This window comes from Gammaproteobacteria bacterium (assembly GCA_015709615.1).
In the GTDB taxonomy this organism is placed as follows: domain Bacteria; phylum Pseudomonadota; class Gammaproteobacteria; order Burkholderiales; family Nitrosomonadaceae; genus Nitrosomonas.
Genome location: CP054179.1, coordinates 2514760 through 2535237, shown reverse-complemented (window position 1 = coordinate 2535237; position 20478 = coordinate 2514760). Strand labels below are relative to the sequence as shown.

At 49.9% G+C, this 20478-nt stretch carries 18 protein-coding genes; 9 read left to right on the top strand and 9 right to left on the bottom strand.

Annotated elements, in window-relative coordinates:
- Positions 1-12 precede the first annotated feature (12 nt).
- Together HRU77_12025 and HRU77_12020 are read right to left on the bottom strand one after the other, a co-directional pair.
- Positions 13-942 carry an E3 ubiquitin--protein ligase gene (locus HRU77_12025; protein QOJ21347.1) on the bottom strand — a complete coding sequence of 310 codons (930 nt, stop codon included), beginning with the start codon at positions 940-942 and terminating at the stop codon, positions 13-15.
- 14 nt (positions 943-956) lie between these two features.
- Entirely contained in the window at positions 957-1529 is a 573-nt protein-coding gene (locus HRU77_12020; GenBank protein ID QOJ22166.1) for a LemA family protein, read from the bottom strand.
- A 205-nt stretch (positions 1530-1734) separates the two neighbouring features.
- Here HRU77_12020 and HRU77_12015 point away from each other — a divergent pair, with 205 nt between their 5' ends.
- The 3 genes from HRU77_12015 (at position 1735) to HRU77_12005 (ending at position 5935) form a co-directional block, all read left to right on the top strand.
- The gene (locus tag HRU77_12015) at positions 1735-2127 is read left to right on the top strand and encodes a DUF4156 domain-containing protein (protein QOJ21346.1); all 393 of its coding nucleotides are present in this window, start codon (positions 1735-1737) and stop codon (positions 2125-2127) included.
- Positions 2128-2284: 157 nt separating this feature from the next.
- Positions 2285-4531, top strand: a complete 2247-nt coding sequence (locus HRU77_12010) for an EAL domain-containing protein (GenBank protein QOJ22165.1) — start codon at positions 2285-2287, stop codon at positions 4529-4531.
- A gap of 27 nt (positions 4532-4558) precedes the next feature.
- Entirely contained in the window at positions 4559-5935 is a 1377-nt protein-coding gene (locus HRU77_12005; protein ID QOJ21345.1) for a hypothetical protein, read from the top strand.
- 164 nt (positions 5936-6099) lie between these two features.
- Here HRU77_12005 and HRU77_12000 read toward each other — a convergent pair whose 3' ends face one another.
- The 3 genes from HRU77_12000 to HRU77_11990 all read right to left on the bottom strand — a co-directional run bounded on the left by HRU77_12000 (position 6100) and on the right by HRU77_11990 (position 8677).
- The gene (locus HRU77_12000) at positions 6100-7257 is read right to left on the bottom strand and encodes a glutaredoxin family protein (protein QOJ22164.1); all 1158 of its coding nucleotides are present in this window, start codon (positions 7255-7257) and stop codon (positions 6100-6102) included.
- A gap of 132 nt (positions 7258-7389) precedes the next feature.
- On the bottom strand, positions 7390-7899 hold the full coding sequence (locus HRU77_11995) for a DUF1269 domain-containing protein (protein ID QOJ21344.1): 510 nt from the start codon (positions 7897-7899) through the stop codon (positions 7390-7392).
- A 169-nt stretch (positions 7900-8068) separates the two neighbouring features.
- Positions 8069-8677, bottom strand: a complete 609-nt coding sequence (locus HRU77_11990) for a Spy/CpxP family protein refolding chaperone (GenBank protein QOJ21343.1) — start codon at positions 8675-8677, stop codon at positions 8069-8071.
- Between the two features lie 396 nt (positions 8678-9073).
- Between HRU77_11990 and HRU77_11985 the strand changes: the two genes are divergently transcribed.
- On the top strand, positions 9074-10132 hold the full coding sequence (locus tag HRU77_11985) for a cytochrome-c peroxidase (GenBank protein ID QOJ21342.1): 1059 nt from the start codon (positions 9074-9076) through the stop codon (positions 10130-10132).
- A 55-nt stretch (positions 10133-10187) separates the two neighbouring features.
- Here the strand turns inward: HRU77_11985 and HRU77_11980 are convergent, their stop codons facing one another.
- Positions 10188-10739 (bottom strand): cytochrome c oxidase assembly protein, encoded by a 552-nt coding sequence (locus HRU77_11980; protein QOJ21341.1) that lies wholly within the window; start codon positions 10737-10739, stop codon positions 10188-10190.
- Between the two features lie 856 nt (positions 10740-11595).
- Between HRU77_11980 and HRU77_11975 the strand changes: the two genes are divergently transcribed.
- From HRU77_11975 to HRU77_11960, 4 genes are all read left to right on the top strand, one after another.
- Positions 11596-12027 carry a hypothetical protein gene (locus HRU77_11975; GenBank protein ID QOJ21340.1) on the top strand — a complete coding sequence of 144 codons (432 nt, stop codon included), beginning with the start codon at positions 11596-11598 and terminating at the stop codon, positions 12025-12027.
- 413 nt (positions 12028-12440) lie between these two features.
- Positions 12441-12671 (top strand): hypothetical protein, encoded by a 231-nt coding sequence (locus HRU77_11970; protein QOJ21339.1) that lies wholly within the window; start codon positions 12441-12443, stop codon positions 12669-12671.
- 226 nt (positions 12672-12897) lie between these two features.
- Positions 12898-13494, top strand: coding sequence for an NUDIX domain-containing protein (locus HRU77_11965; protein QOJ21338.1), 597 nt, complete (start codon positions 12898-12900; stop codon positions 13492-13494).
- A 143-nt stretch (positions 13495-13637) separates the two neighbouring features.
- Positions 13638-13844 (top strand): hypothetical protein, encoded by a 207-nt coding sequence (locus HRU77_11960; GenBank protein QOJ21337.1) that lies wholly within the window; start codon positions 13638-13640, stop codon positions 13842-13844.
- Between the two features lie 79 nt (positions 13845-13923).
- On the opposite strand, the gene HRU77_11955 is transcribed toward HRU77_11960, so the two are convergent.
- Together HRU77_11955 and HRU77_11950 are read right to left on the bottom strand one after the other, a co-directional pair.
- Entirely contained in the window at positions 13924-15627 is a 1704-nt protein-coding gene (locus HRU77_11955) for a GGDEF domain-containing protein (protein QOJ21336.1), read from the bottom strand.
- Between the two features lie 40 nt (positions 15628-15667).
- The gene (locus HRU77_11950; GenBank protein ID QOJ21335.1) at positions 15668-15850 is read right to left on the bottom strand and encodes a hypothetical protein; all 183 of its coding nucleotides are present in this window, start codon (positions 15848-15850) and stop codon (positions 15668-15670) included.
- Between the two features lie 46 nt (positions 15851-15896).
- Between HRU77_11950 and HRU77_11945 the strand changes: the two genes are divergently transcribed.
- Positions 15897-17153 carry a putative Na+/H+ antiporter gene (locus HRU77_11945; GenBank protein QOJ21334.1) on the top strand — a complete coding sequence of 419 codons (1257 nt, stop codon included), beginning with the start codon at positions 15897-15899 and terminating at the stop codon, positions 17151-17153.
- Positions 17154-17295: 142 nt separating this feature from the next.
- Here the strand turns inward: HRU77_11945 and HRU77_11940 are convergent, their stop codons facing one another.
- Complete coding sequence (locus HRU77_11940; protein QOJ21333.1) at positions 17296-20478, bottom strand: efflux RND transporter permease subunit; 3183 nt, start codon at positions 20476-20478, stop codon at positions 17296-17298.

The following is a 20478-nucleotide window of genomic DNA, read 5'->3' as shown; positions in this document are numbered from 1 at the left end:
CGATGCGCACGCTCAGCCATGCACATGCATCAGCCAAACGGTCGCGCAAACCGATACGACACACGCGGTCAGTGCGGCGTAGCTATTGCGGCGGAACTTTTGCGCCAATAACGCTTGCGGGTACACCGAGATGATGAACGGCTGCGAAGAATTACGCGGTTTTGCAATGATATGGGTATCCGGCTCTACAGCGAGCTGATCGTAAATGCGTTGCGCTTCGGCCTGCGCCTCGGAGCGCGCCGCTTCCCACTCCTGTTGATCGATATTGCCGTCACGGTTGGTATCGAAGCGTTGCCGCAACGCCGGTTGATCGCGTTTCCACTCGTCGATCACACCGATCATGACATCGCGCACAGATTTCTGCGTCATGGCGGATGCGGTACTGAATTGCCCTAGAATATACAGCGGCTGCCCCGGCAGTATCAGCGATTCGCTGTAACGGTAGCGGTTCGACATGGCGTGCACGATCGACTGGCTTTCCAGCATTTGCGTGCGGGTCGGCCACTCGGCATTGCCGTACCACACCAGTTTCTCGTTGCCGTTGACTTCCGCGCGGTCCGGGTCGACATCGCAACTGCTGGCGCCGTCGGTAAGCCTGAAATGATGTTCACTGGTATTTGAGTACACAACGCTCCAGCGCGTTTGGGTCCGGCCGTTTTCGGTGAACGTTTCCTGCTCTTCAATTTTGCTGGAGTACCACAAGCAGGGATGGTTGCTGAGCGGCGCAAAAATTGGCTGATCATCGATGAACCGGCCTTTTCCTTCCAGTTCGACATACCCCTGATGCGCCGAACGCAATTTCGCCGTCGGCGTATCCTCGATGAGACGCAGGCGTTTCCAGTTGCGCATAAACAAGTAAAAACAAATCAATGCCGCCGCTATTAATGTCCCCAGCACATAGGGATAGTCCTGCGGCGGAATCTCTGCCAGTATTTGATTCATGCGCAAGACACCCGTCAGCCGAACAGCTTGCCGATATTGACATCCTGCTTGTCCGCTGCGCTGAATTCGAGCAAATCGCGCGGTTTGAATTTAAACCAATTGGCGATGATGACATCGGGAAATTGCTCGATCCGCACATTATTGATCTTCGCCGCTTCGTTGTAATACTCGCGCCGGTCGGCGATGCTATTTTCCAATCCGCTGATGCGTGCCTGCAAATGCTGGAATTTTTCGCTGGCTTTCAATTCGGGATAATCCTCCGCAACCGCAAACAGATTGCCCAGACCGAGACGCAAGCTACTCTCCGCCGCACCCAGCGCACCGATATTGCCTGCTTCGCGCGCGCTAGCCACTTGCGAACGCGCCGCAATCACTTGCTTCAGCGTTTCCTGTTCATACCCCATGAATTGCTTGCACGTCTCGACCAGCTTGGGCAATTCATCGTGACGCTGCTTCAAAAGCACATCGATATTCGACCACGCCTGCGACACGCTATGTTTGATATCCACTAACCGGTTGTACAGCATGACGCCGTATGCGACGGCAATGGCCACACCTGCCAGGGAAAGATAAACGATAATTTCCAACATCCCGCCTCCTCTCAGTTATGTTCACGTACTATACCTTACCGTTCTTTCCCAAAATGCTTTGAAAAGATACCCGGAGCGGCTTTATTTCTCAACATCCCCCTTATTCCGCGTGCTTTCGTCAAATGCTATTGACGGACGGCGCAACGCTTATCTATGCTACCCTGCTTTGAAAAATACCAACATGACGGATCAGGAGTTGTCGATGAGCGCTTTCAAACCATGGAATAAATTAACGAGAAAAGTATTGCTGGCTATGCTGATCTTAAGCAGCACCGAAGTTTCCGCACAATCGAACAAAATGCCGGCGCAACCGGAAAAAAACACAACAGTGACGATGGTGCTCGGTGCGGAAGCTCCGGATGGTTGTGAATTGCTCGGCAAGGTTAAAGGTTCTTCAAAAGAAAACGACAACGACACAAACAGCGCGCCGTATGTAGAGCGACTGATCAAAGCGCGCAACAACTTAAGAAACGAAACGCAAAAACTGGGCGGCAATACCGTGCATATCACGTATTCCAATAATTCGGGGAAATACGAGGTTCCCGGTGCGGATAAGGAAATCATATTCATCGGTAATGCTTACCGCTGCGATTAATCGGGAAAAATCGGCCGCTAATTGCGAGTCATACTCTTGACGGTAAGTTTTTGAGCATACAGATAATTTATCGTATAATCCCCGCCAATCCGGATAGCCTCTCCAATTTTGATCTCACATTTAAATCTCTAAAACCCGCTTCCTTATCAGAAAACGAATAAGTATGAATATCCGAGTCAATGAGGGCTTATCCGATCAGCTGTATGCGCCGGTCAATTATTTCGATTTGACCAATACCGAACAAGGCAGGATCCTCCAGTTTCAGCAGGAAATTCTTCAGTTAGTGGTATTAGGCAACGACTACAAAGTGATCTGTGAGAAAGTCTGCTTGCTGATGGAGCAGCTTCTGGATAACGCGGTCGCCACGGTCATGCTGCTGGACAAAGAAAAATACCGTATGAATGTATTTGCCGCTCCCAGCGTGCCCCAAGAATGTATCAGGCAGTTGAACGGCTTGCGTCCAGGCCCGGGCGCCGGTTCTTGCGGCAACGCGGTGTTTCGTCAAGAGCCGGTTTTTATCGAAAGCACGCTGGACGACCCGCGCTGGCAGAATATCCGCCAACTGGCGATTGATTTTAATATTCTCTCTTGCTGGTCCATGCCGATACGCAGCAAAGGCGACGAATGCATCGGTTCATTTGCGCTGTCCAGTTTCGAGCACCGCTTGCCCAGCATCTTTCACCGCAAGCTGCTGGAAATCGGCTCATTCATCATCGGCATCGCGCTGGAACAGCAAAAAATGAACGAGCAACTCTATATCTCCAGCAAGGTTTTTGAAAACAGCACCGAAGCGATCATGATCGCGGATGCCGGCAAAATCATCATCTCAATCAACAAGGCACTGCATAAAATTACCGGTTATGTGGAAGAAGAAGTCATCGGCAAACCGGTATCCATCGTCACATCCATCCGGCATGGCAGTAATTTTTTCCAGAAAATCTGGCAAAGCGTCAGACAACACAACCACTGGCAGGGAGAAGTATGGAATCGCCACAAGCAAGGCCGGGAATACCCATCGTGGTTCAATATTATCCCGGTACGCAGCAAGAATGGCCTAATCAGTTATTATCTGATCAATTTCTCCGATATCACCGACAAGAAAAAAGCGGATGAAATCATCTGGCGGCAAGCCAATTATGATTCATTAACCGGACTGCCGAACCGCAATATGTTTTACGAGCGGTTAAACCACGACATCAAGAGCGCCACCCGCATCGGCATGGGATTAACCGTGCTGTTTATCGATCTCGACCGCTTCAAGGAAGTCAACGACTCTTTAGGGCACAGTGTGGGCGATGCCTTGCTGGTGGAAGCTGCCAAACGGCTGACCCGTTGCGTACGGGAAACCGATACCGTGGCGCGCCTGGGCGGCGATGAATTTACCATTATCCTGAACGGCATCAGCGAGCCGCACCAGGCCGAAAAGATTATTCACGCAATCCTGCTGGAACTGGCCAAGCCGTTCTATCTCAACACCAAGCTGGCATACGTTTCCGCCAGTATCGGCGCAACCTTCTTCCCCGATGACGCGAGCAGCGTCGAGCTGTTGATGAAAAATGCCGATCAGGCCATGTACGCCGCCAAAAATAATGGCCGCAATTGCTGGAGCTGCTTTACGTCGAATATGCGCGCGGCGAGCGAAGTCCGCTCAAAAACCGCATACGAGCTGCGCAATGCGCTGAAGGAAGAGCAGTTATTTTTGCTGTACCAGCCCATCGTCGAACTAAAAACCGGCAAGGTATACAAAGCCGAAGCCTTGATCCGCTGGCAGCACCCGGAACGGGGAACCATTTATCCGGGAGAATTCATTACCATCGCGGAAGAAACCAACCTGATAACCGACATCGGTGATTGGGTATTCAAACAGGCGGTCGATCAGGTTGCCTTGTGGCAAGCCAATTTCAACGCCGATTTCCAAATCAGCATCAATAAATCGCCCAAACAATTCATCAGCAAAATGGGCGATTGGGTCGGCCATCTCAACGCGCGCGGCCTGGACGGCCAGAGCATCATTGTTGAAATCACCGAAAACCTGCTGCTCGATGTGCACGAACTGGTGGTCAAACAGTTGCTCAATTACCGCGATGCAGGCGTTCAAGTGGCTATCGACGATTTCGGCACAGGTTATTCATCGCTATCCTATCTGAAAAAATTCGACATCGATTACCTGAAAATCGACCGTTCGTTTATTTCCAATATGGATAGTCAATCCAACGACCGGATTCTTTGCGAAGCGGTTATCACCATGGCGCACCGTCTGGGCATGAAGGTCATCGCCGAGGGTGTCGAAACCGATTTGCAAAAACAGCTGTTGATCGCCATGGGCTGCGATTACGGACAAGGCAACTTTTTCAGCAAACCGATGATGGTTGATAAATTCGAGGCTTTTCTGCAGCAGAATTGAAGCATGATATTTCCCGGATATTGTTGCATGAAATTCCTGACACGCATTGTCCTGTTTTTCTTTGCCGTTTCATCCATCAGCGGCTGCCTGTCGCCGGTCGCACTGAACCGCGCTGTCGAAACCTATGATAATGCTGCGATCCACGCCGAATCGCGCCAGCTGCTGATCAACATCGCCCGCGCCCAGCATCACGAACCGTTGCATTTCACCCGCGTGTCCAGTATCGCGGCGACCTTCAATTTCAGCGCTAACGCGGGTGCAACGCCCGCACTGACCGGAGAAAGCGGTGGCTTGCTGGCACCAGTATTCGGCGCAGGCGTGGCGGAAAATCCGACCTTCAGTATCGATCCCATCGCGGGTGACGAATTCACCAAGCGCATCTTGACTCCTTTCAGCCAGCACAAGCTGACGCTATTACTGCGCCAGCACTTCGATATCGACCTCATGCTGCGGATGATGGCACAAGAAGTACACTTGCACCATCCGGCAACACCGCACTCGGCGAATGCTGCATCACCGGAAAAACAACACGTCAGACAGCACCGGCGGCACGGTCCAGCAAAAACAGCCGGGCTTGCGGAAGCGGAAGCCGATTCCGATGATTCATTTCTTCCCGGCATTCAACTGACGAAAGAGCAGGAGCGCCGTCTCCGCAGCCGCCAGCGCATTCATTTGCAACAATCCGTTTATCACAACAACCCGTCGGATCGACCCGGTTATGAAATGTTCCGGCGGATTGTGCTACACCTCGCGGCCATTCAGGATCAAAAACAATTGTATGCGGAACCGCTGACTTTCGAACGCAGTTGGACAATCCCGGCCAGTGCGATATCGCCGGAAGGATTGTTTCAAGCCATCGAAAAAGATTTCACCCTGAATCATGACGAAGAAAAGAATTCCTACACATTGAGCAAGCAACTGCCCGGCCCTATTCTTATCACCAACTATGATCCCGATATTCTGTGCTGCGAGGAACGCGCGGTGCTATACGAACTGATCAATCCGTGGATAGAAAACGACGTCGCTTTCGACATCCGTCCCGGTTACCCCGGCGGTGAATGGCCTCTCCGCGGCGCTTTCCGCTTGCGGAGTTTTCACACCATCCTGAATTTTCTCGGTCACTCCCTCGGCGAACAGGCCGAATACTTCGTAGATAAAGATGCGCGCACGCCGCCCCTCATCAGAAATGAAAACCCCGGTCACACATTGGGCCTTATCGTGTCTGATCGTTTACCGGATGGCGCAAAGCTATTCGCCCGCTCCCATGACAAATACTATTCGGTGGACACCACAGGCGAGAATGCGCACTGGAACCTTAATGCATTCCAGTTGCTGTATATTCTGTTTCGCTTAACGGTAACCGATGCGAAATCGCTGGGTTTGCCGATCACCATTTCGAAATAAATACAAGCAGGCAGTCGCCTAGGGAAGCGCTGATTAATTCGGCGAACGTGTGAAGAGCGAGGCGCACGGAACGCAACAACCGAGATATATCAATCAGATAGGCGAGGGAGTAAGTACCGCGCAACGAAGCAATTCGCTCGTACAGTCAATTAATCAGCGTTTCCCTAGATCAGCAGTTCCGGTTGCAAAATCAATACACAACCCAATCCCAGCATGACCACGCCACTGATCAGCTTTAGCCACCGCCCCGAGCGTTCGGTCAGCTTGCGATTACTCAAAGCGATCACCGCAATCGCGACCATCAACGAATCGTCTGCGACATAACCCACAATATAAAGCCCCAAATAAGCATAATAAACCAGCGGGTTAAGGTCTTGCTGCGCCAGAATCGCGGTATAAACGGCCGGAAAACCGGCGGTGCATAGCAACTCGATGAAATTGACCAGAACAGCCAATGTAGCAACCGCAATCATCGCGGGTAACAACCGGTCGGCAACGAGTACCGCACGCATCCGTGCATACAATCCCGGTTTGGCGGAATCTGGTATGGATAAGGAAATACCTTGCTTCCACGCAAAAAAATCTTTGACATTCAGCCCGCCGATCGCCAAAGCCACGCCACCCAATAGCCCTCTCAGCGCTGTCGTAAATCCGATCAACAAAAAGATGTTGAGCCATGCCGCCATAAATACGTAGTAAACAACGCCGCTTGTCAATACGAAAGTACCGGCGATCATTGCCATTTTTTTGCGGTCTTGCAAATGAATCAGTAGAGACAGCAGAAATAACAATACCCACATGGCGCAAGGATTGAAGCCATCGAGCAATCCGATCGCCAAGGTGAACAGCGGCAACCCCAGGCGGGCCACATCCAGCATGCCAAACAATGAGGATTCGATTTGACCGGAAGTTGCTTCTGCGCCATCCACCAAGGCAGTCAAAACGGAACCGGTATGCGCCGAATCATCGAAGCCGACAATCAACTGGCCGTTGAATCGAAAAGTGGGCACGCCGGGAGGCCAGATACCAGCTGCTTGTGAGTAACGCGATAACCTGTCCAATGCTTCGGGATCACGATCAACAGAAAAATAAACGATGCGCAGGTGCGGACGTTCGCTGTTCAATACCGATAAAAATGCTTTGGCTTTGGCGCAGTGCGGGCAACCCTCGCGGACAAAAACTTCAAGCTCATGGGTATGAATGATTGGCTGCTGCGAAGTGGGCTGTGTTTCACTGCCGCTTGCTTGCAACGGTGGTGTAAACAGCAAAAACACGAGAGAAAAGTAAGCAATCAGTACCGGCAGCCAATTGAACCGGATCATGCGGTAATCATAAAGCATGCGTGATCGGTCCATTATTTCACGATGGGATGTATTTATTTTGCAGAAAAAACGCTTGGATAATTTCCGGAAACTGGTTGGCGCAAGCCAACCAGTTTCCGGTTCAATAGATAATCACGGAAACGCTGGAACTCTCGGTTCCGTTTGCTCGACTTCAACCTGCGGCAAATGCTGTTTGACGCGTGTCTCAATCTCCGCCACCCGGTCTGCAGGCACATCGGCCAGCACCAATAATTCACCGGCTTCGATCGCATCCTCGAATTCTTTCGTTCTCCGGTTACCGACACTCATGCCAACCATCCCACCCAACCAGGAACCGACACCGGCGCCCGCCAATGTGGTCGCCAGCAACACGCCGCCTGCTATCACGGTAGAAGCCGGGGGCAGGGCAATGGCAACTAGGCCGGCGAGCAGACCAGTCGCTCCTCCCAGTGCAATCCCCTGTTCCACGGCTGGAATGAAATCGGATTTTTGCAACAGATTCGCTTCGGGTAAATCTTCCAACGGGGTTCCGCGTTTTGCGATCACATGAAGATGTTTCTCTTCAATTTTCGCCAGCAACAAATCAGCAATAATTTTCTTGGTAACAGCTACATCTGGAACTAAAAAGTATATCCGGCGCATGATTATCTCCTTTGAAATCAATTATCGGCTGGCTTTTTCCAATCACACCAACATATCCGAGATAACTGCCGGTGCAATGCTTATTTCACTGCAATTATCCAGGATGCTTTCAATGGTACGATATTTAAACTAGATTGGCATAGCCCGCCATAAAAAAACAAAACGGGATTCAGTGCCCGCCATGACCGCTTTTTTTCTTGCCGTCATCATGCGAATCATGGCCGTGATCCGCTTTAATCGATTTCAGCAGCGCTCTTTGCTGCTCCGATAAAACCGCATGAATGGCTTGGCGTTCTTTAATGTGATGCTCAACCATTGCGTTAAAGCCATCGATATGATTCTTTGCCAAACTGCGCAACCGCTCATCGCTGCCCCCCGGATTCATGCTTTCATGCCGGAAGGCATGCATGTCTTCTTGCAACCGATGCTTGAGTTCTTCGTGCGCTTCTTTATTTTTTAGGTGCAACCGGACAATTTTCCCCAATTGCTCGTCGGTTAGCTTCAATTCATCGGTATGCGAAATAATCACATGCGCATAATCATGCCGCATCTTCATGGCATGACCATGATGATGCCCGTGCCCACCCGCTTTGCCTTTATCTTTGCCGTGACTGCCTTGATGATCGTCGCCGCCTTTGGCGCTATCCTTGTCATGATCATGCTGATGCGCTTGCGCAACAACCACGCCGTCGCTTGCATGGAGCGCGACAGCAGGGCCGAGCGCCAGCAAGAAAACCGTAACCGCCGCAGCCACAAACCAATGATTTTTCTTCATCATGAGATTATCTCCTTCAATAAATCCGGTTGAACACAGTTAGGAAAGTGCCTGCATAAGTTTCGTTCATTCACACCCGGATCAGGTAGAAAACAAGATGAGTCTGATACTTATCGTTTACACCGGGCTTGCTATGCACTTGCGCAGACTTCGGTTGGACAGCCATTCACAGAATAGGTGCACAATTTTTGAAATTGCGCAGCGTTCCGCCGTCACCCGCAATTCACTGGAATCCTGCCAAATGCGCAACTTCGCTATCTATAGTAAATACAATCTGGGTATACTAAAAGCCGGTCAATCATTCATTGAAAAAACCATCGATTGCGAAGCGTCCTTTTTATTCTTAATTTTCCCGTGAAATTGACCGGGGCGCGCTCACGTTAAATTCTTGGAGGAAGTATGAAAATACTGTTATTTTTAGCATTGATTGTTAGTTCTTATAGTTATGCGCAAAGCGGACACGATCATCAAGGTGAATCGCAAAAAAAGGACGATCAGCACGGCGATATGCACGGCGGCGACCATCACGGCATGGGGGGAATGCACGGCATGCATGGCGGTCACCACAAGCTGGACAAAACCACGTTGAAACAATTCTTCGAACCTTTACCTGCTTCGATCATTGATGAAAAAAAGAATGCTGCTCTAATCGCACTGGGCAAAAAACTGTATCTCGATCCGCGGCTTTCGATCAACGATACGATCTCTTGTAATTCTTGCCATCAATTGACTAATTACGGTGTCGATAGTCAGCCCACTTCACCCGGCCATGACGGCAAACGCGGCGGCAGAAATTCACCAACCACGTTCAATGCCGCACTGCATATCGCACAATTCTGGGATGGCCGCGCCAAGGATGTTGAAGAGCAGGCATTGGGACCGATTCTGAATCCGATCGAAATGGGCATGCCCAGTGAAGCCGCCGTCGTCGATAAATTGAAAAAAATAGACGAATACAAGACCATGTTCGCCGAGGCCTTCAAGGACGAGAAAGATCCGATTCAATATAAAAATGTCGGCAAAGCCATCGGTGCTTTCGAGCGCACGCTATTAACCCCTTCGCGCTTCGATGACTATCTCAAGGGCGATGAAAGTGCATTGAATGATGCCGAGAAAAGGGGTTTGCAAAAATTCGTCCATATGGGATGCGCCAATTGTCATAACGGCGTGGCACTCGGCGGTAATTCCTATAAAAAAATCGGCCTGGTCGAACCGTATAAAACCTCGGATGTGGGCAGGTTTGCTGTAACCGGCCTTGAAACCGACAAATATGTGTTCAAGGTGCCAAGTCTGCGGAATATCGCCAAAACAGGGCCGTACTTCCACGACGGCTCAGTCAAAACATTGGACGAAGCGATCGAGGAAATGGCGGAACATCAGCTCGGACGGAAAGTCGGTCCCGGATTTGTCGAGGATGTCAAAGCTTTTCTGGGTTCTTTAACCGCGAAGGGTAATTAAGCGCTTCAAAACATACCCCCGCACGCTGGTTTGCGGGGGTATGTTTCTTGATGCTTCAACTGGTTTCTTGCGAAAAGAAGGTATAGGAAATCGTTACGGTATCGATACCGGCAGGTAATCGTGGATCCACAAAAAACTTGACCGGCATTTGCTTTACTTCATTCGGTTTAAGTGTTTGCATCGTAAAACAAAAGCATTCGATTTTTTTCAGATACTGATCAAGGTTGCGCGGACTGTAACTGGGTATTGCTTTACCGGTAATTTCATGATCTGATTCATTTTTAATTTCATACATCACCTCGACAAGCTCACCGGGATGTGTTTTCACTTTTGTTTGCAGCGGTTTAAATTTCCATTGCATGCCGCGAACATTGGTATCCAGTTCAATCGCAATTATCCGCGACATATCGGCCTCGGCAGCATTTTCCGCAATGATCGGTATGCGTTGATTATTGATTCCCACCACTTCACAAAACCTCTCGTACATCGGAACAAGTGCATAACCAAAACCAAACATGAGGACCGTAAAAAACAACAGCTTTTTCCGGATTATTCCATTAGCCTGGTTGAAGGTATCTGCCGCTGTTTCACGATCGCTAGCATTCATAGTGTTATCTCTCATAAAATAAGCCACGATTCATTAAAAAACCCGCAAATACGCGGATCTCATTTTTACTTTATTTGAGGATTAACTCCTACAGGCGGCACTCCTTTCTTCAAAATCGGCGGCAAAAGAAGCATCAGACCAGCATGCACATAGGTAGAATCCGCAAACACGCCGGTTAGATGAACCGGTAGAATCAAAGTTTCTGCGTATTCCGAATATATTTAAGAAAAATATTAAGTATTGCAAGTACCAATCAAAAGGCTTAATTATCAGAGACCTGCTTTCCTTAGGGAAATGCTGATTAATTCGGCGAACGAGATGAAGCGATAGGCGTACGGAACACAGCGACCGAGATATATCGACAAGGTAAGCAAGGGTGTGAGTAGCGCGCAACGAAGCGATTCGCGCGTGCAGTCAATTATCCTTAGCGCAATAATGACTTTCCGATGAGCAAAAGCACTCGCCACAATTCAATCGATTACGATTCCGCACTCGCAAACCGAATTACGAAATCAGTTTTTTCCATAGATTTCTGGAATTTTCCAGCTATACTGAATCAACTGAGGATCAATTCTTCTAGGGAAGCTCTAAAAAAATACTTCGCTTGACCATGCAGTATTGAAATCAGGTTCAAAATGCTCATCTGACACATGTGAACACCGTTTCTTCCCCTGATTTCACCTTGCCACGCTCACCAGCATTTTCAGAGCTTCCCTAGAATGCGATGCAAGACCCAAGAAACAAAGGCGAAGAGACACTATCGCCGGGTGAATTTTCGGGCACCAGCCAACGTAGCTGACCGCAAGCGTGAATAATTGTCCGGTGTTTCCAAAAATCATAACAAAGAGGTATATGTATGAAACTGCTGAAAGTACTAATATCCGGATCGATTGTCTTTAGCTTATCCGCTTGTTCCACTACCGGCCCTATTATCTATCCCAATACGCATTTTCTATCCATGGGAAAAGCGGCTGCTGAAAAGGATATCGAAGCGTGCAGAAAACTGGCCGAATCGGCCGGTGCCAGGGAAGAGAACGGAAAGCTCGGCAATGTGGCAACCAGCACAGCGATGGGCGCCGGCGTCGGCGCCGCCAGTGGAGCCGTAGGTGGCGCCATCTACGGTGCGGCAGGTCAAGGCTCCGTAGTGGGAGCGGCCAGTGGCGCTGTGGCAGGACTGCTCAGAGGCATTCTGTATTCATCGAGATCCTCACGGCCAAGTCAGGCTTACGTAAACTTTGTATCGCGCTGCTTGCAAGAAAAAGGCTATGAAGTTACCGGCTGGCAGTAGCCGGAGAACGTTATCCGTTCACACCCCGCCCGCTATTTCAGCGATCAGCAAAGCCAATATACCAAACAATAAAACGATGACCCATTTGAGATGATGCGCAATATTGCGGAGTAATATTTTCGTTTCTTCGTCCATAAGTTATTTGCCCGTTCAAAATAGTAACCATCAATTTTACCAAATTATACGGCTTACCATTTCATCAGCAGAAATTGCCAAATACCGCAGTGGTAGCTTTACCATCAAACTTTTTCCACCAGGAAAAATCAAATGCCGTGGAGTGAATGATTATTCGGTAAATTTTTTTCAAATTTCAGAATTACCGGGAAAATTCCGGCGTGATCTTTAATTGTTTCAACTGCGTGATCTGTTATCAATAGCTTATCTTCAAACATATTTCGATGGAGGTAATGACGATGATTAAGGAACTTTCTTTTGATGACGAAGATGATTTTTACCCGATTGATGGCTTGGACGATGAGGATGATGCGCTGACGGACAGCAAAATCCCCGCCGGCAAATTCGCAAAAATAATTGACGAATTTGAAACGGCGAAAGACGATTTTGACGATGACGAATTCGAAACCGTCAAGAATGACTTGGACGATGATGACGATGTGACACTCGATACGTTAGGATTGCGTTAGAGAAGCTCTGGAAAAGGTAGCGCGCAATATCTGGTAAGGCGAAATCAGGCGGGAAAGCGCAGTTTATAAAGGAAGGTTAAGCGCATTTTAAGCCGGTTTTTTCAGCGCGGACATGACTGAGCAGTTTTTCAGAGCATCCCGGCGCGACAAGCCACCTTAAGCGCGACGGTACGGTCTATCGCATACACAGCGCAGAACGACATTTTTACGTACGAAATAAACAGTAGTGAATACAAACGTTGAAGTTTTAGAGAAAACAATTTGTTTTGAAGGCTTTTTTCGCATAGAAAAATACCGCTTGCGTCATCGGTTATTCAGCGGTGACTGGAGTCATCCACTGGTGCGCGAAGTATTCGAGCGTGGCCATGCCGCTGCCGTTTTACCGTATGACCCGATCCGCGATGAAGTCATTCTGATTGAACAATTCCGCGTCGGCGCATTGGCTGCTGCGGATGGATCATGGCTGCTCGAAATCGTCGCCGGTATGATCGAGGCCGGTGAAACGCCGCAAGACGTCGTTAAACGCGAAAGCATCGAAGAAGCCGATTGCATCATCAGCGATTTGATTCCGCTTTATGACTTCTTCGTCAGTCCGGGCGGCACCACGGAGCGCGTGGCATTGTTTTGCGGTCGGGTTGATTCGACCCATGCCGGTGGTGTGCACGGCGCGGTCGAAGAAGGCGAGGACATCAAAGTGCACGTGGTACCGTTGGATACGGCTATCGCCTTTTTAAATTCGGGCAAAATCACCTCGGCCAGCGCCATCATTGCATTGCAATGGCTGGCATTGAACCGGGCATCTGTGTGCGCCCGGTGGGTATAAACCAGCCCTTCCTTCCCGCACGGCTACGGTAGCACGCTCAAACGCCGGAATTATCACACAAAATCCTTTCTAATCGTTGCTTTACACTTCCCGGCAATGTGTTCTACTGATAGCGTACGAACCCATTTTTCCAGGAGGTTGTCATGGCGCTGAAAAGTTTTTCGTTTGACGATAAAGATGATGCCGATCCCTTGGATACGGATGATGATTGCGCGTTAGCCGACGGCATGACGCCTGATAGCCGTATCGTGGAGCTGATTGATGAATTGGAAGTAAGCTGTGACGAATTTGATAAGAGTGACGATGACGACGAAGATGAAATTATCGCAAGCTTCCGGAAACTGCACTAAGGAAGCCGTCACGTCATAAAATAAACAGCCTGATGCGGATACTTGCAACGATTCTCCGCTCTCGATCATTCGCTTACCCTTAATCAGTCAGTTCGGAACATACGCAATTACGCCCCTGTCTCTTGGCGCGATAAAGCTGTTGATCCGCCCGGGAAATCAATTCATCCAGCGACATATTCACCACATCGGTATGCGCCACGCCAAAGCTGGCGGAAAAAGAAAGCTTTTTATTTTTCACGGTTGTCATTTGGAGAGCGCTAATCCTATTGCGCATCCGTTCCGCAATGGCAACTGCATCCGTTAATTGGGTTTCCGGCAGAAAAATCAGGAACTCCTCACCGCCCCAACGCGCCAGAATGTCCCCGCTGCGCGCTTCTTTCCGCAAAGTTTCCGCGAATTGCACCAAAATACGATCTCCCTGCGCATGACCGTAAGTGTCATTGAGCAACTTGAAATTGTCGATATCCAGCATAATGACCGAGGCGCTGCTCTTGCTGCGCAGCCCCATGGCCCAGATCGGTTGAACAAACTTATAAAAAGACCACCGGTTATTCAAATTGGTCAACAAATCGATGCCGGCCATTTTCTCCGCCAGCAATTTTTCGCTTTGATTGATATTGAAACGTTCGGCTAAGGCCAACGCCAGCAAGATGGCATCCAACATCATCCCGATATCCGTTGCCCGGTACGTCATTTCGTTAAAAGGAATCAATCCCCAGATAGCATTGGCGGTAATAACGCCGCCGCATATGGTAAAAATCGACGCCAGCAAAAAATACTTGGCGAACCGGTTACCGGTTTTCAGTGAAATGACACCCAATCCGATTGAAGAAATATAAAAGAAAAAAATAAAAACCAGAGAGATCAGCAGCGACAGGACAAATTCGCCGCTCAACATCGCCAGCAGCATCAGTGCGCAAAAAACAGCCGAGCTCACTATGATGAAGCGGTAAACACGTGGCCAAGCGGGTTTGATGTTCAGAAATTGCAATGCAAAGGCGAATCCGCTCACTGTGCATGCCATAATCAGTACCGGATTGGCCCATTTCTGCCAATACGGCGATTCCGGCCACAACCACTGATAACCGTGACCGGTGTAAGCCGCGTTCAGCAGCAAAAACAACAACAGGTAAATCGAATAAAACAGATAAGGCGTGGTGTGCAATCCGATATACAGCATCACATTGTAAGCAACCAAAGCCAGGATGACGCCGTACATGAAGCCGTAGCTATACGCTTGCAATTGATTTCTATCAGCCAGCTTCTCATCGCTGATGAAATAAACCGGTAAAACCATGGCATCGTCGGATTCCACCCGCATCAGCACTGTTATCTCACCGACGCTAAAATCATAGCCGGTGGCAAAAACCCGGTGATCAAGCGGGCGCTGGGAAAATATCAAACTATCCCCGGTATGATAGCTGTCGATCAGCTCGCTTTGCCGCAGAAAATAAATATCGACTTTATCCAGCCAGGAAGTTTCCAGCAAAAGATTGCGGCGCACCGCTTTATTGCCATCATTTCTGACTTTAAATGCCAGCCATACCGGTTTTGCACCGATACCGAAATTGAGAACGGAATTACCGGAGGGTGAGAATCGACCGTTTCGATACGCTAGCAAAGCATCTTGCATGCGCAAATCCACATCGTCAGGCTGATATACCTGGATATACCGGCCAATCGTTTCCTTGTATTCCGCCGCGACATCAATATCCGCATTTGCCTGGCAGCCCCAGAAAGTTGATAGGAGCACAATGATCAGTGATATGACTATGTTCTTCATACACGCCCGTTATGAATGCCAGGTGATAGAAAAAGAGGTATCAAGCGGATCGAACACGAAATAATTTAAGCATACCGGGCAAATAAGGAAGTACGCCACTCGTTATAATAAAAGTAGATTGTACCGTTTCTCTGCGACGCACAAAAATTGTCACGATGACTTGCAGATCGCGCAGTCCGATCGTAATTTTCAGTAAAGCATCGGTATTTATCCATGCTGTCATAAAAAGATGCTATCTTCGCACCATACCCGACTATCGACAATTCATCATGATTAATCCGACATCCATTGAACTGATCGCCGCCGTGTTATTCGCACTGGCAGTCATTCACACCTTCTCGACCAAATTCTTCGAGCACTTGGCGCACAGCCAGCCTCGCCACGCCGGTATCTGGCATTTATTGGGCGAAGTGGAAGTGGTATTCGGCTTCTGGGCGATGGTTTTGATCTTGTTTATCTTTGCCGCAAGCGGCAAGCAGACTGCGATTACTTATCTCGAATCACGCGATTTCACCGAACCGATGTTTGTATTTGTCATCATGGTGATTGCCGGCACGCGCCCGATTCTGGATTTTACCGCCGCAACCGTCCGGCACACAGCGGCCGTTTTACCCGTTCATACGGGGACGGCGATGTACTTCTTATTGCTGGCTTTCGTCCCCTTGCTCGGCTCATTCATCACCGAGCCCGCCGCCATGACGCTCGCCGCTCTGATGCTGCGCGACACCTTGTTCAGCAAGGAAATATCCACTCGCCTGAAATATGCCACGATCGGCGTTTTGTTTGTCAACGTTTCGATCGGCGGTACGCTAACACCGTTTGCCGCGCCACCGGTATTGATGGTAGCCGCAAAATGGAATTGGGATATCGCATTCATGATGGCTACTTTCGGTTGGAAAGCTGCATTAGCGGTAACTGTCAATGCGTTAGCCGTCACTTGGATATTCCGGCATGAATTGGGGCATGTCGGCCAGAAAGAAGGTGCAGCAGCAAAAACACCCCTAGCGGTCGTCTTGATTCATCTGGCATTTCTAGCGCTCGTAGTATTATTCGCTCATCATCCGGTGGCGTTCATGGGGATTTTTCTCTTCTTCCTGGGATTTACCACGGCTTATCACCAATACCAAAGCCCGCTGATTCTACGCGAAGCGTTACTAGTTGCTTTCTTCCTGGCGGGATTGGTGGTACTTGGCGGGCAACAGCAGTGGTGGCTGCAGCCGCTTCTCATGGATATGGACGATACTGCGGTATACTTCGGCGCGACGGCATTGACGGCCATTACCGACAACGCCGCGCTCACTTATTTGGGATCACTGGTTGAAGGATTGAGCGAGGAATTTAAAATCGCTTTGGTCGCCGGCGCGGTAACTGGCGGCGGGCTGACCGTCATCGCCAATGCACCGAATCCTGCCGGTTTTGCGATTCTCAAAAGCAAATTCGATGAACAATCGATCCATCCGGTGGGGTTGCTCGTTGCCGCACTGCCGCCAACATTGATCGCCGTCATTTCTTTCCGCGTGCTATGAACGGTTCTCTGATACAAAAGCGGGAGAGCAGTCGATTGACGGTGAGTTTGCAAAGCCTATCGTCGCAATAGACATCAGAAAACGATTTTATTGCTAAATAGCATGGGAAGTTTCATGTTCCGGTGCTGTTTCGCTAAGAAGATTAAACATTCTTAACAGTACCTTGCGCCAGATCCGGCATTGGAAGCGGCTCAGATTCATCAGTTGCCGCTTTGTCAGGTTTATCGTCAAACCAGCAATAGAGCATCGGCATCACCACCATCGTCATCAAGGTAGCGGTTGTCAATCCGCAAATAACCACAATCGCCAGCGGTTTCTGCACTTCCGATCCTAATCCCGTGGCCACCAGAAAAGGAGCCAATCCCAGAACCGTCGTAGCCGCAGTCATCATCACGGGACGGAAGCGTTGTTCACAGGCTTTTCTGACGGATTCCTCTACGCTCAGTCCCTGGTCGCGCAATTCCCGCACAAAGGAAATCAGCACGACACCATTCAAGATCGAAGTGCCCCATACGGCAATGAACCCTACCGACGCCGGTACGGACAAGTATTGACCCGTTATATAAAGACCGACCACCCCACCCACGGATGCAAACGGCAGCGCCAGATAAATGAGTCCGGCCATCTTGACCGAATTGAACAGCATGAACAGCAAAAAGAAAATAGCTGCCAGCGTAATGGGCACAATCACAGCCAGTGTAGCCATCGCACGCTCCATATTCTCAAACTGCCCGCCCCAAACAAAGTAATATCCCGGTGGCAGTTTAATTTCTTTCGCTACACGCTGCTGAAGCTCAGCAACAAAACCGCCCATGTCGCGTTCGTGCACGTTGGCGCCCACGACGACACGGCGTTTGGCGAATTCACGCGAAATCACCGCCGGTCCGTCGACCACTTGAATATCCGCAACCGCACTCAGCGGTATCAATCGGCCGCCGGATCCCATACCGCTCGGCGCTGCGTCGGCAGGTCTTAACAAAAGCTCCTTAATCGCTTCAACATCATAGCGGTATTTTTCCGGAAACCTCAGCAACAATGTAAAACGTCGTTCACCCTCAAACACCTGCGTAACCGCTTTTCCGCCGATCGCGGTTGCAATCAGTTCATTGACGTCGGAAACATTAAGCCCGTGACGGGCAATGGCACGCCGGTCGATATGAATCGTCAACTCCTGCTGGCCGGATAAGCGCTCAATGCGGATGTCCCTGGCGCCGCGCGTCGATTTGACAATGCGCGCCACCCGTTCGGATAGTTTGCGTAATTCTTCCAGGTTATCGCCAAAAATCTTAATCGCCACTTGCGACCGCACACCGGTTACCATCTCGTCCACGCGCTGGGCAATCGGCTGCGAAATGACAATATTGACACCAGGCAATGTTATCAAGGCCTTACGAATATCCTCTTCGATTTCCTGCTGCGTGCGTCCCGACCCTGCCAAGTCCAGATCGGCAATCGGATCCGACTCATTCTGCGAAGCCGGGTCGGCTGGCGATTCACCCCTTCCGATCTTGGACACCACGGCTTTGACACCGGGGATCTCCGCAATCATGCGCATGGCCTCTGTTTCGAGTTTGATCGCTTCTTCCAGCGAAATGGAAGGCGCGCGGATAATCACCGGGGTCACCGAACCCTCCTTCATAATCGGAATAAAGGATTTTCCGAGCAGCGGAAACAGTGCAAACGCCACCATTAACGAGCCGATAGCGATAACCAAGGTTTTCTTCTGATTATGCATTGCCGCATCGAATACACGCAGATAAGCGCGTTTAAATGCCGCTACGATCCGGGTATCTTGTTCGCTGCCGCCAGTTAATAAATAATCGCTCAAAACCGGTGACAGCAGCACCGACACGAAGAGTGCAATCAATAGTGAAATGGCAATCGTAATAGCGAGCGGACTAAAGGTTTTACCTTCCATACCTTCCAATGTCATCAGCGGCAGGAACACCAGTATCGTAACGAAGACGCCGAAAATCACCGGTGTTCCGACTTCCGCCACGGCATTGACGATCACATTGAATTTAGATTGGTTGGTACCCTGAGCTTGTCCGAGACGTTGATAAATATTTTCAACCACCACTACCGTCGGATCAACCATCATTCCCAACGCGATTGTCAATCCGCCCAGCGACATTAAATTGGCGGGCATGCCGAAATAATTCATCACCATAAAGGTAACGAGCGGCGTAATGATCAGTGTAAAACACACGACAATACTGGTGCGTACGGTGCCCAAAAATACAGACAATACGACAATGACAAGAATTAAGGACTCCACCAGCGTACTTTGGACAGTGGACAGAGCGCTATCGACCAGGTCCGTCCGGTCATAAAACGGCACAATTTGCAAACCATCCGGCAGCATTCCCTGTTCATTGATCTCTGCCACTTTTTCCTTCACCCGGCCGACGATTTCCTTGGCATTCCCGCCGCGCAACATCATCACAATGCCGGTAACCGATTCCGTATAACCATTCTTGATACTGGCACCCTGGCGGACTTCACCGCCTAAAGTCACCTCTGCGACATCGCGCACATAAACCGGCACGCCTTCCATTTCCCGCAACACAATGTTGCGGATATCATCCAGTGAAGCAATCAAGCCGACGCCGCGGATCAGATATTGCTCGTAGTGCAACGCCAATATGTTTCCGCTGGCGTTGGCATTATTGCTGGCCAATGCACGATCCACCTCCGTCAGCGTTATGTCGTAATGCCGCAGTTTGTTGGGATCGACATACACTTGATATTCTTTGACATGCCCGCCGATGGAGTTGATTTCCGCCACACCTCGGATCGAACGCAGCATGGGACGCACCACCCAATCCTGAATGGTTCGTCGTTCGATGAGTTCCTCTTTGGTTAAGGCGCGTTTGCCGTCATCCGGATGTTCAATGGTGTATTGATAAACTTCGCCCAAGCCTGTGGAAACCGGCCCAAGTACCGGCGTGATGCCGGGAATCAGCCGGGGAGAAACATCAATGATGCGCTCCATCACCAGCTGGCGGGCAAAATACACATCGGTTTTGTCGGTAAAAACCAGTGTGATCAGCGATAATCCGCTCTTGTTCAGCGAGCGCATTTCCACCAATCCCGGCAAACCGGTCATAGCAATCTCCACCGGCACCGTGACCAGCCGTTCCATTTCCTCCGGACTGCGGCCAATGGCTACCGTGGCTACTTGCACTTGAATATTGGTAACATCGGGAAATGCATCGACTGACAAACTTTTTGCCGCAAATCCGCCGGCAATGCATAACATCAATCCGATGATCAGAACCAGCAGCCGCTGTTTCAACATGGCATGTACGATCGCAGCCATCAT

Excerpts from the sequence above, each read along its gene's own strand:
- HRU77_12025 (QOJ21347.1), bottom strand. The coding sequence starts at position 942 with ATGAATCAAATACTGGCAGAGATTCCGCCGCAGGACTATCCCTATGTG.
- HRU77_12015 (QOJ21346.1), top strand. The coding sequence starts at position 1,735 with ATGAGCGCTTTCAAACCATGGAATAAATTAACGAGAAAAGTATTGCTG.
- HRU77_12005 (QOJ21345.1), top strand. The coding sequence starts at position 4,559 with ATGAAATTCCTGACACGCATTGTCCTGTTTTTCTTTGCCGTTTCATCC.
- HRU77_12000 (QOJ22164.1), bottom strand. The coding sequence starts at position 7,257 with ATGATCCGGTTCAATTGGCTGCCGGTACTGATTGCTTACTTTTCTCTC.
- HRU77_11995 (QOJ21344.1), bottom strand. The coding sequence starts at position 7,899 with ATGCGCCGGATATACTTTTTAGTTCCAGATGTAGCTGTTACCAAGAAA.
- HRU77_11990 (QOJ21343.1), bottom strand. The coding sequence starts at position 8,677 with ATGATGAAGAAAAATCATTGGTTTGTGGCTGCGGCGGTTACGGTTTTC.
- HRU77_11985 (QOJ21342.1), top strand. The coding sequence starts at position 9,074 with ATGAAAATACTGTTATTTTTAGCATTGATTGTTAGTTCTTATAGTTAT.
- HRU77_11980 (QOJ21341.1), bottom strand. The coding sequence starts at position 10,739 with ATGAATGCTAGCGATCGTGAAACAGCGGCAGATACCTTCAACCAGGCT.
- HRU77_11975 (QOJ21340.1), top strand. The coding sequence starts at position 11,596 with ATGAAACTGCTGAAAGTACTAATATCCGGATCGATTGTCTTTAGCTTA.
- HRU77_11970 (QOJ21339.1), top strand. The coding sequence starts at position 12,441 with ATGATTAAGGAACTTTCTTTTGATGACGAAGATGATTTTTACCCGATT.
- HRU77_11960 (QOJ21337.1), top strand. The coding sequence starts at position 13,638 with ATGGCGCTGAAAAGTTTTTCGTTTGACGATAAAGATGATGCCGATCCC.
- HRU77_11955 (QOJ21336.1), bottom strand. The coding sequence starts at position 15,627 with ATGAAGAACATAGTCATATCACTGATCATTGTGCTCCTATCAACTTTC.
- HRU77_11950 (QOJ21335.1), bottom strand. The coding sequence starts at position 15,850 with ATGACAGCATGGATAAATACCGATGCTTTACTGAAAATTACGATCGGA.
- HRU77_11945 (QOJ21334.1), top strand. The coding sequence starts at position 15,897 with ATGATTAATCCGACATCCATTGAACTGATCGCCGCCGTGTTATTCGCA.
- HRU77_11940 (QOJ21333.1), bottom strand. The coding sequence starts at position 20,478 with ATGATGGCTGCGATCGTACATGCCATGTTGAAACAGCGGCTGCTGGTT.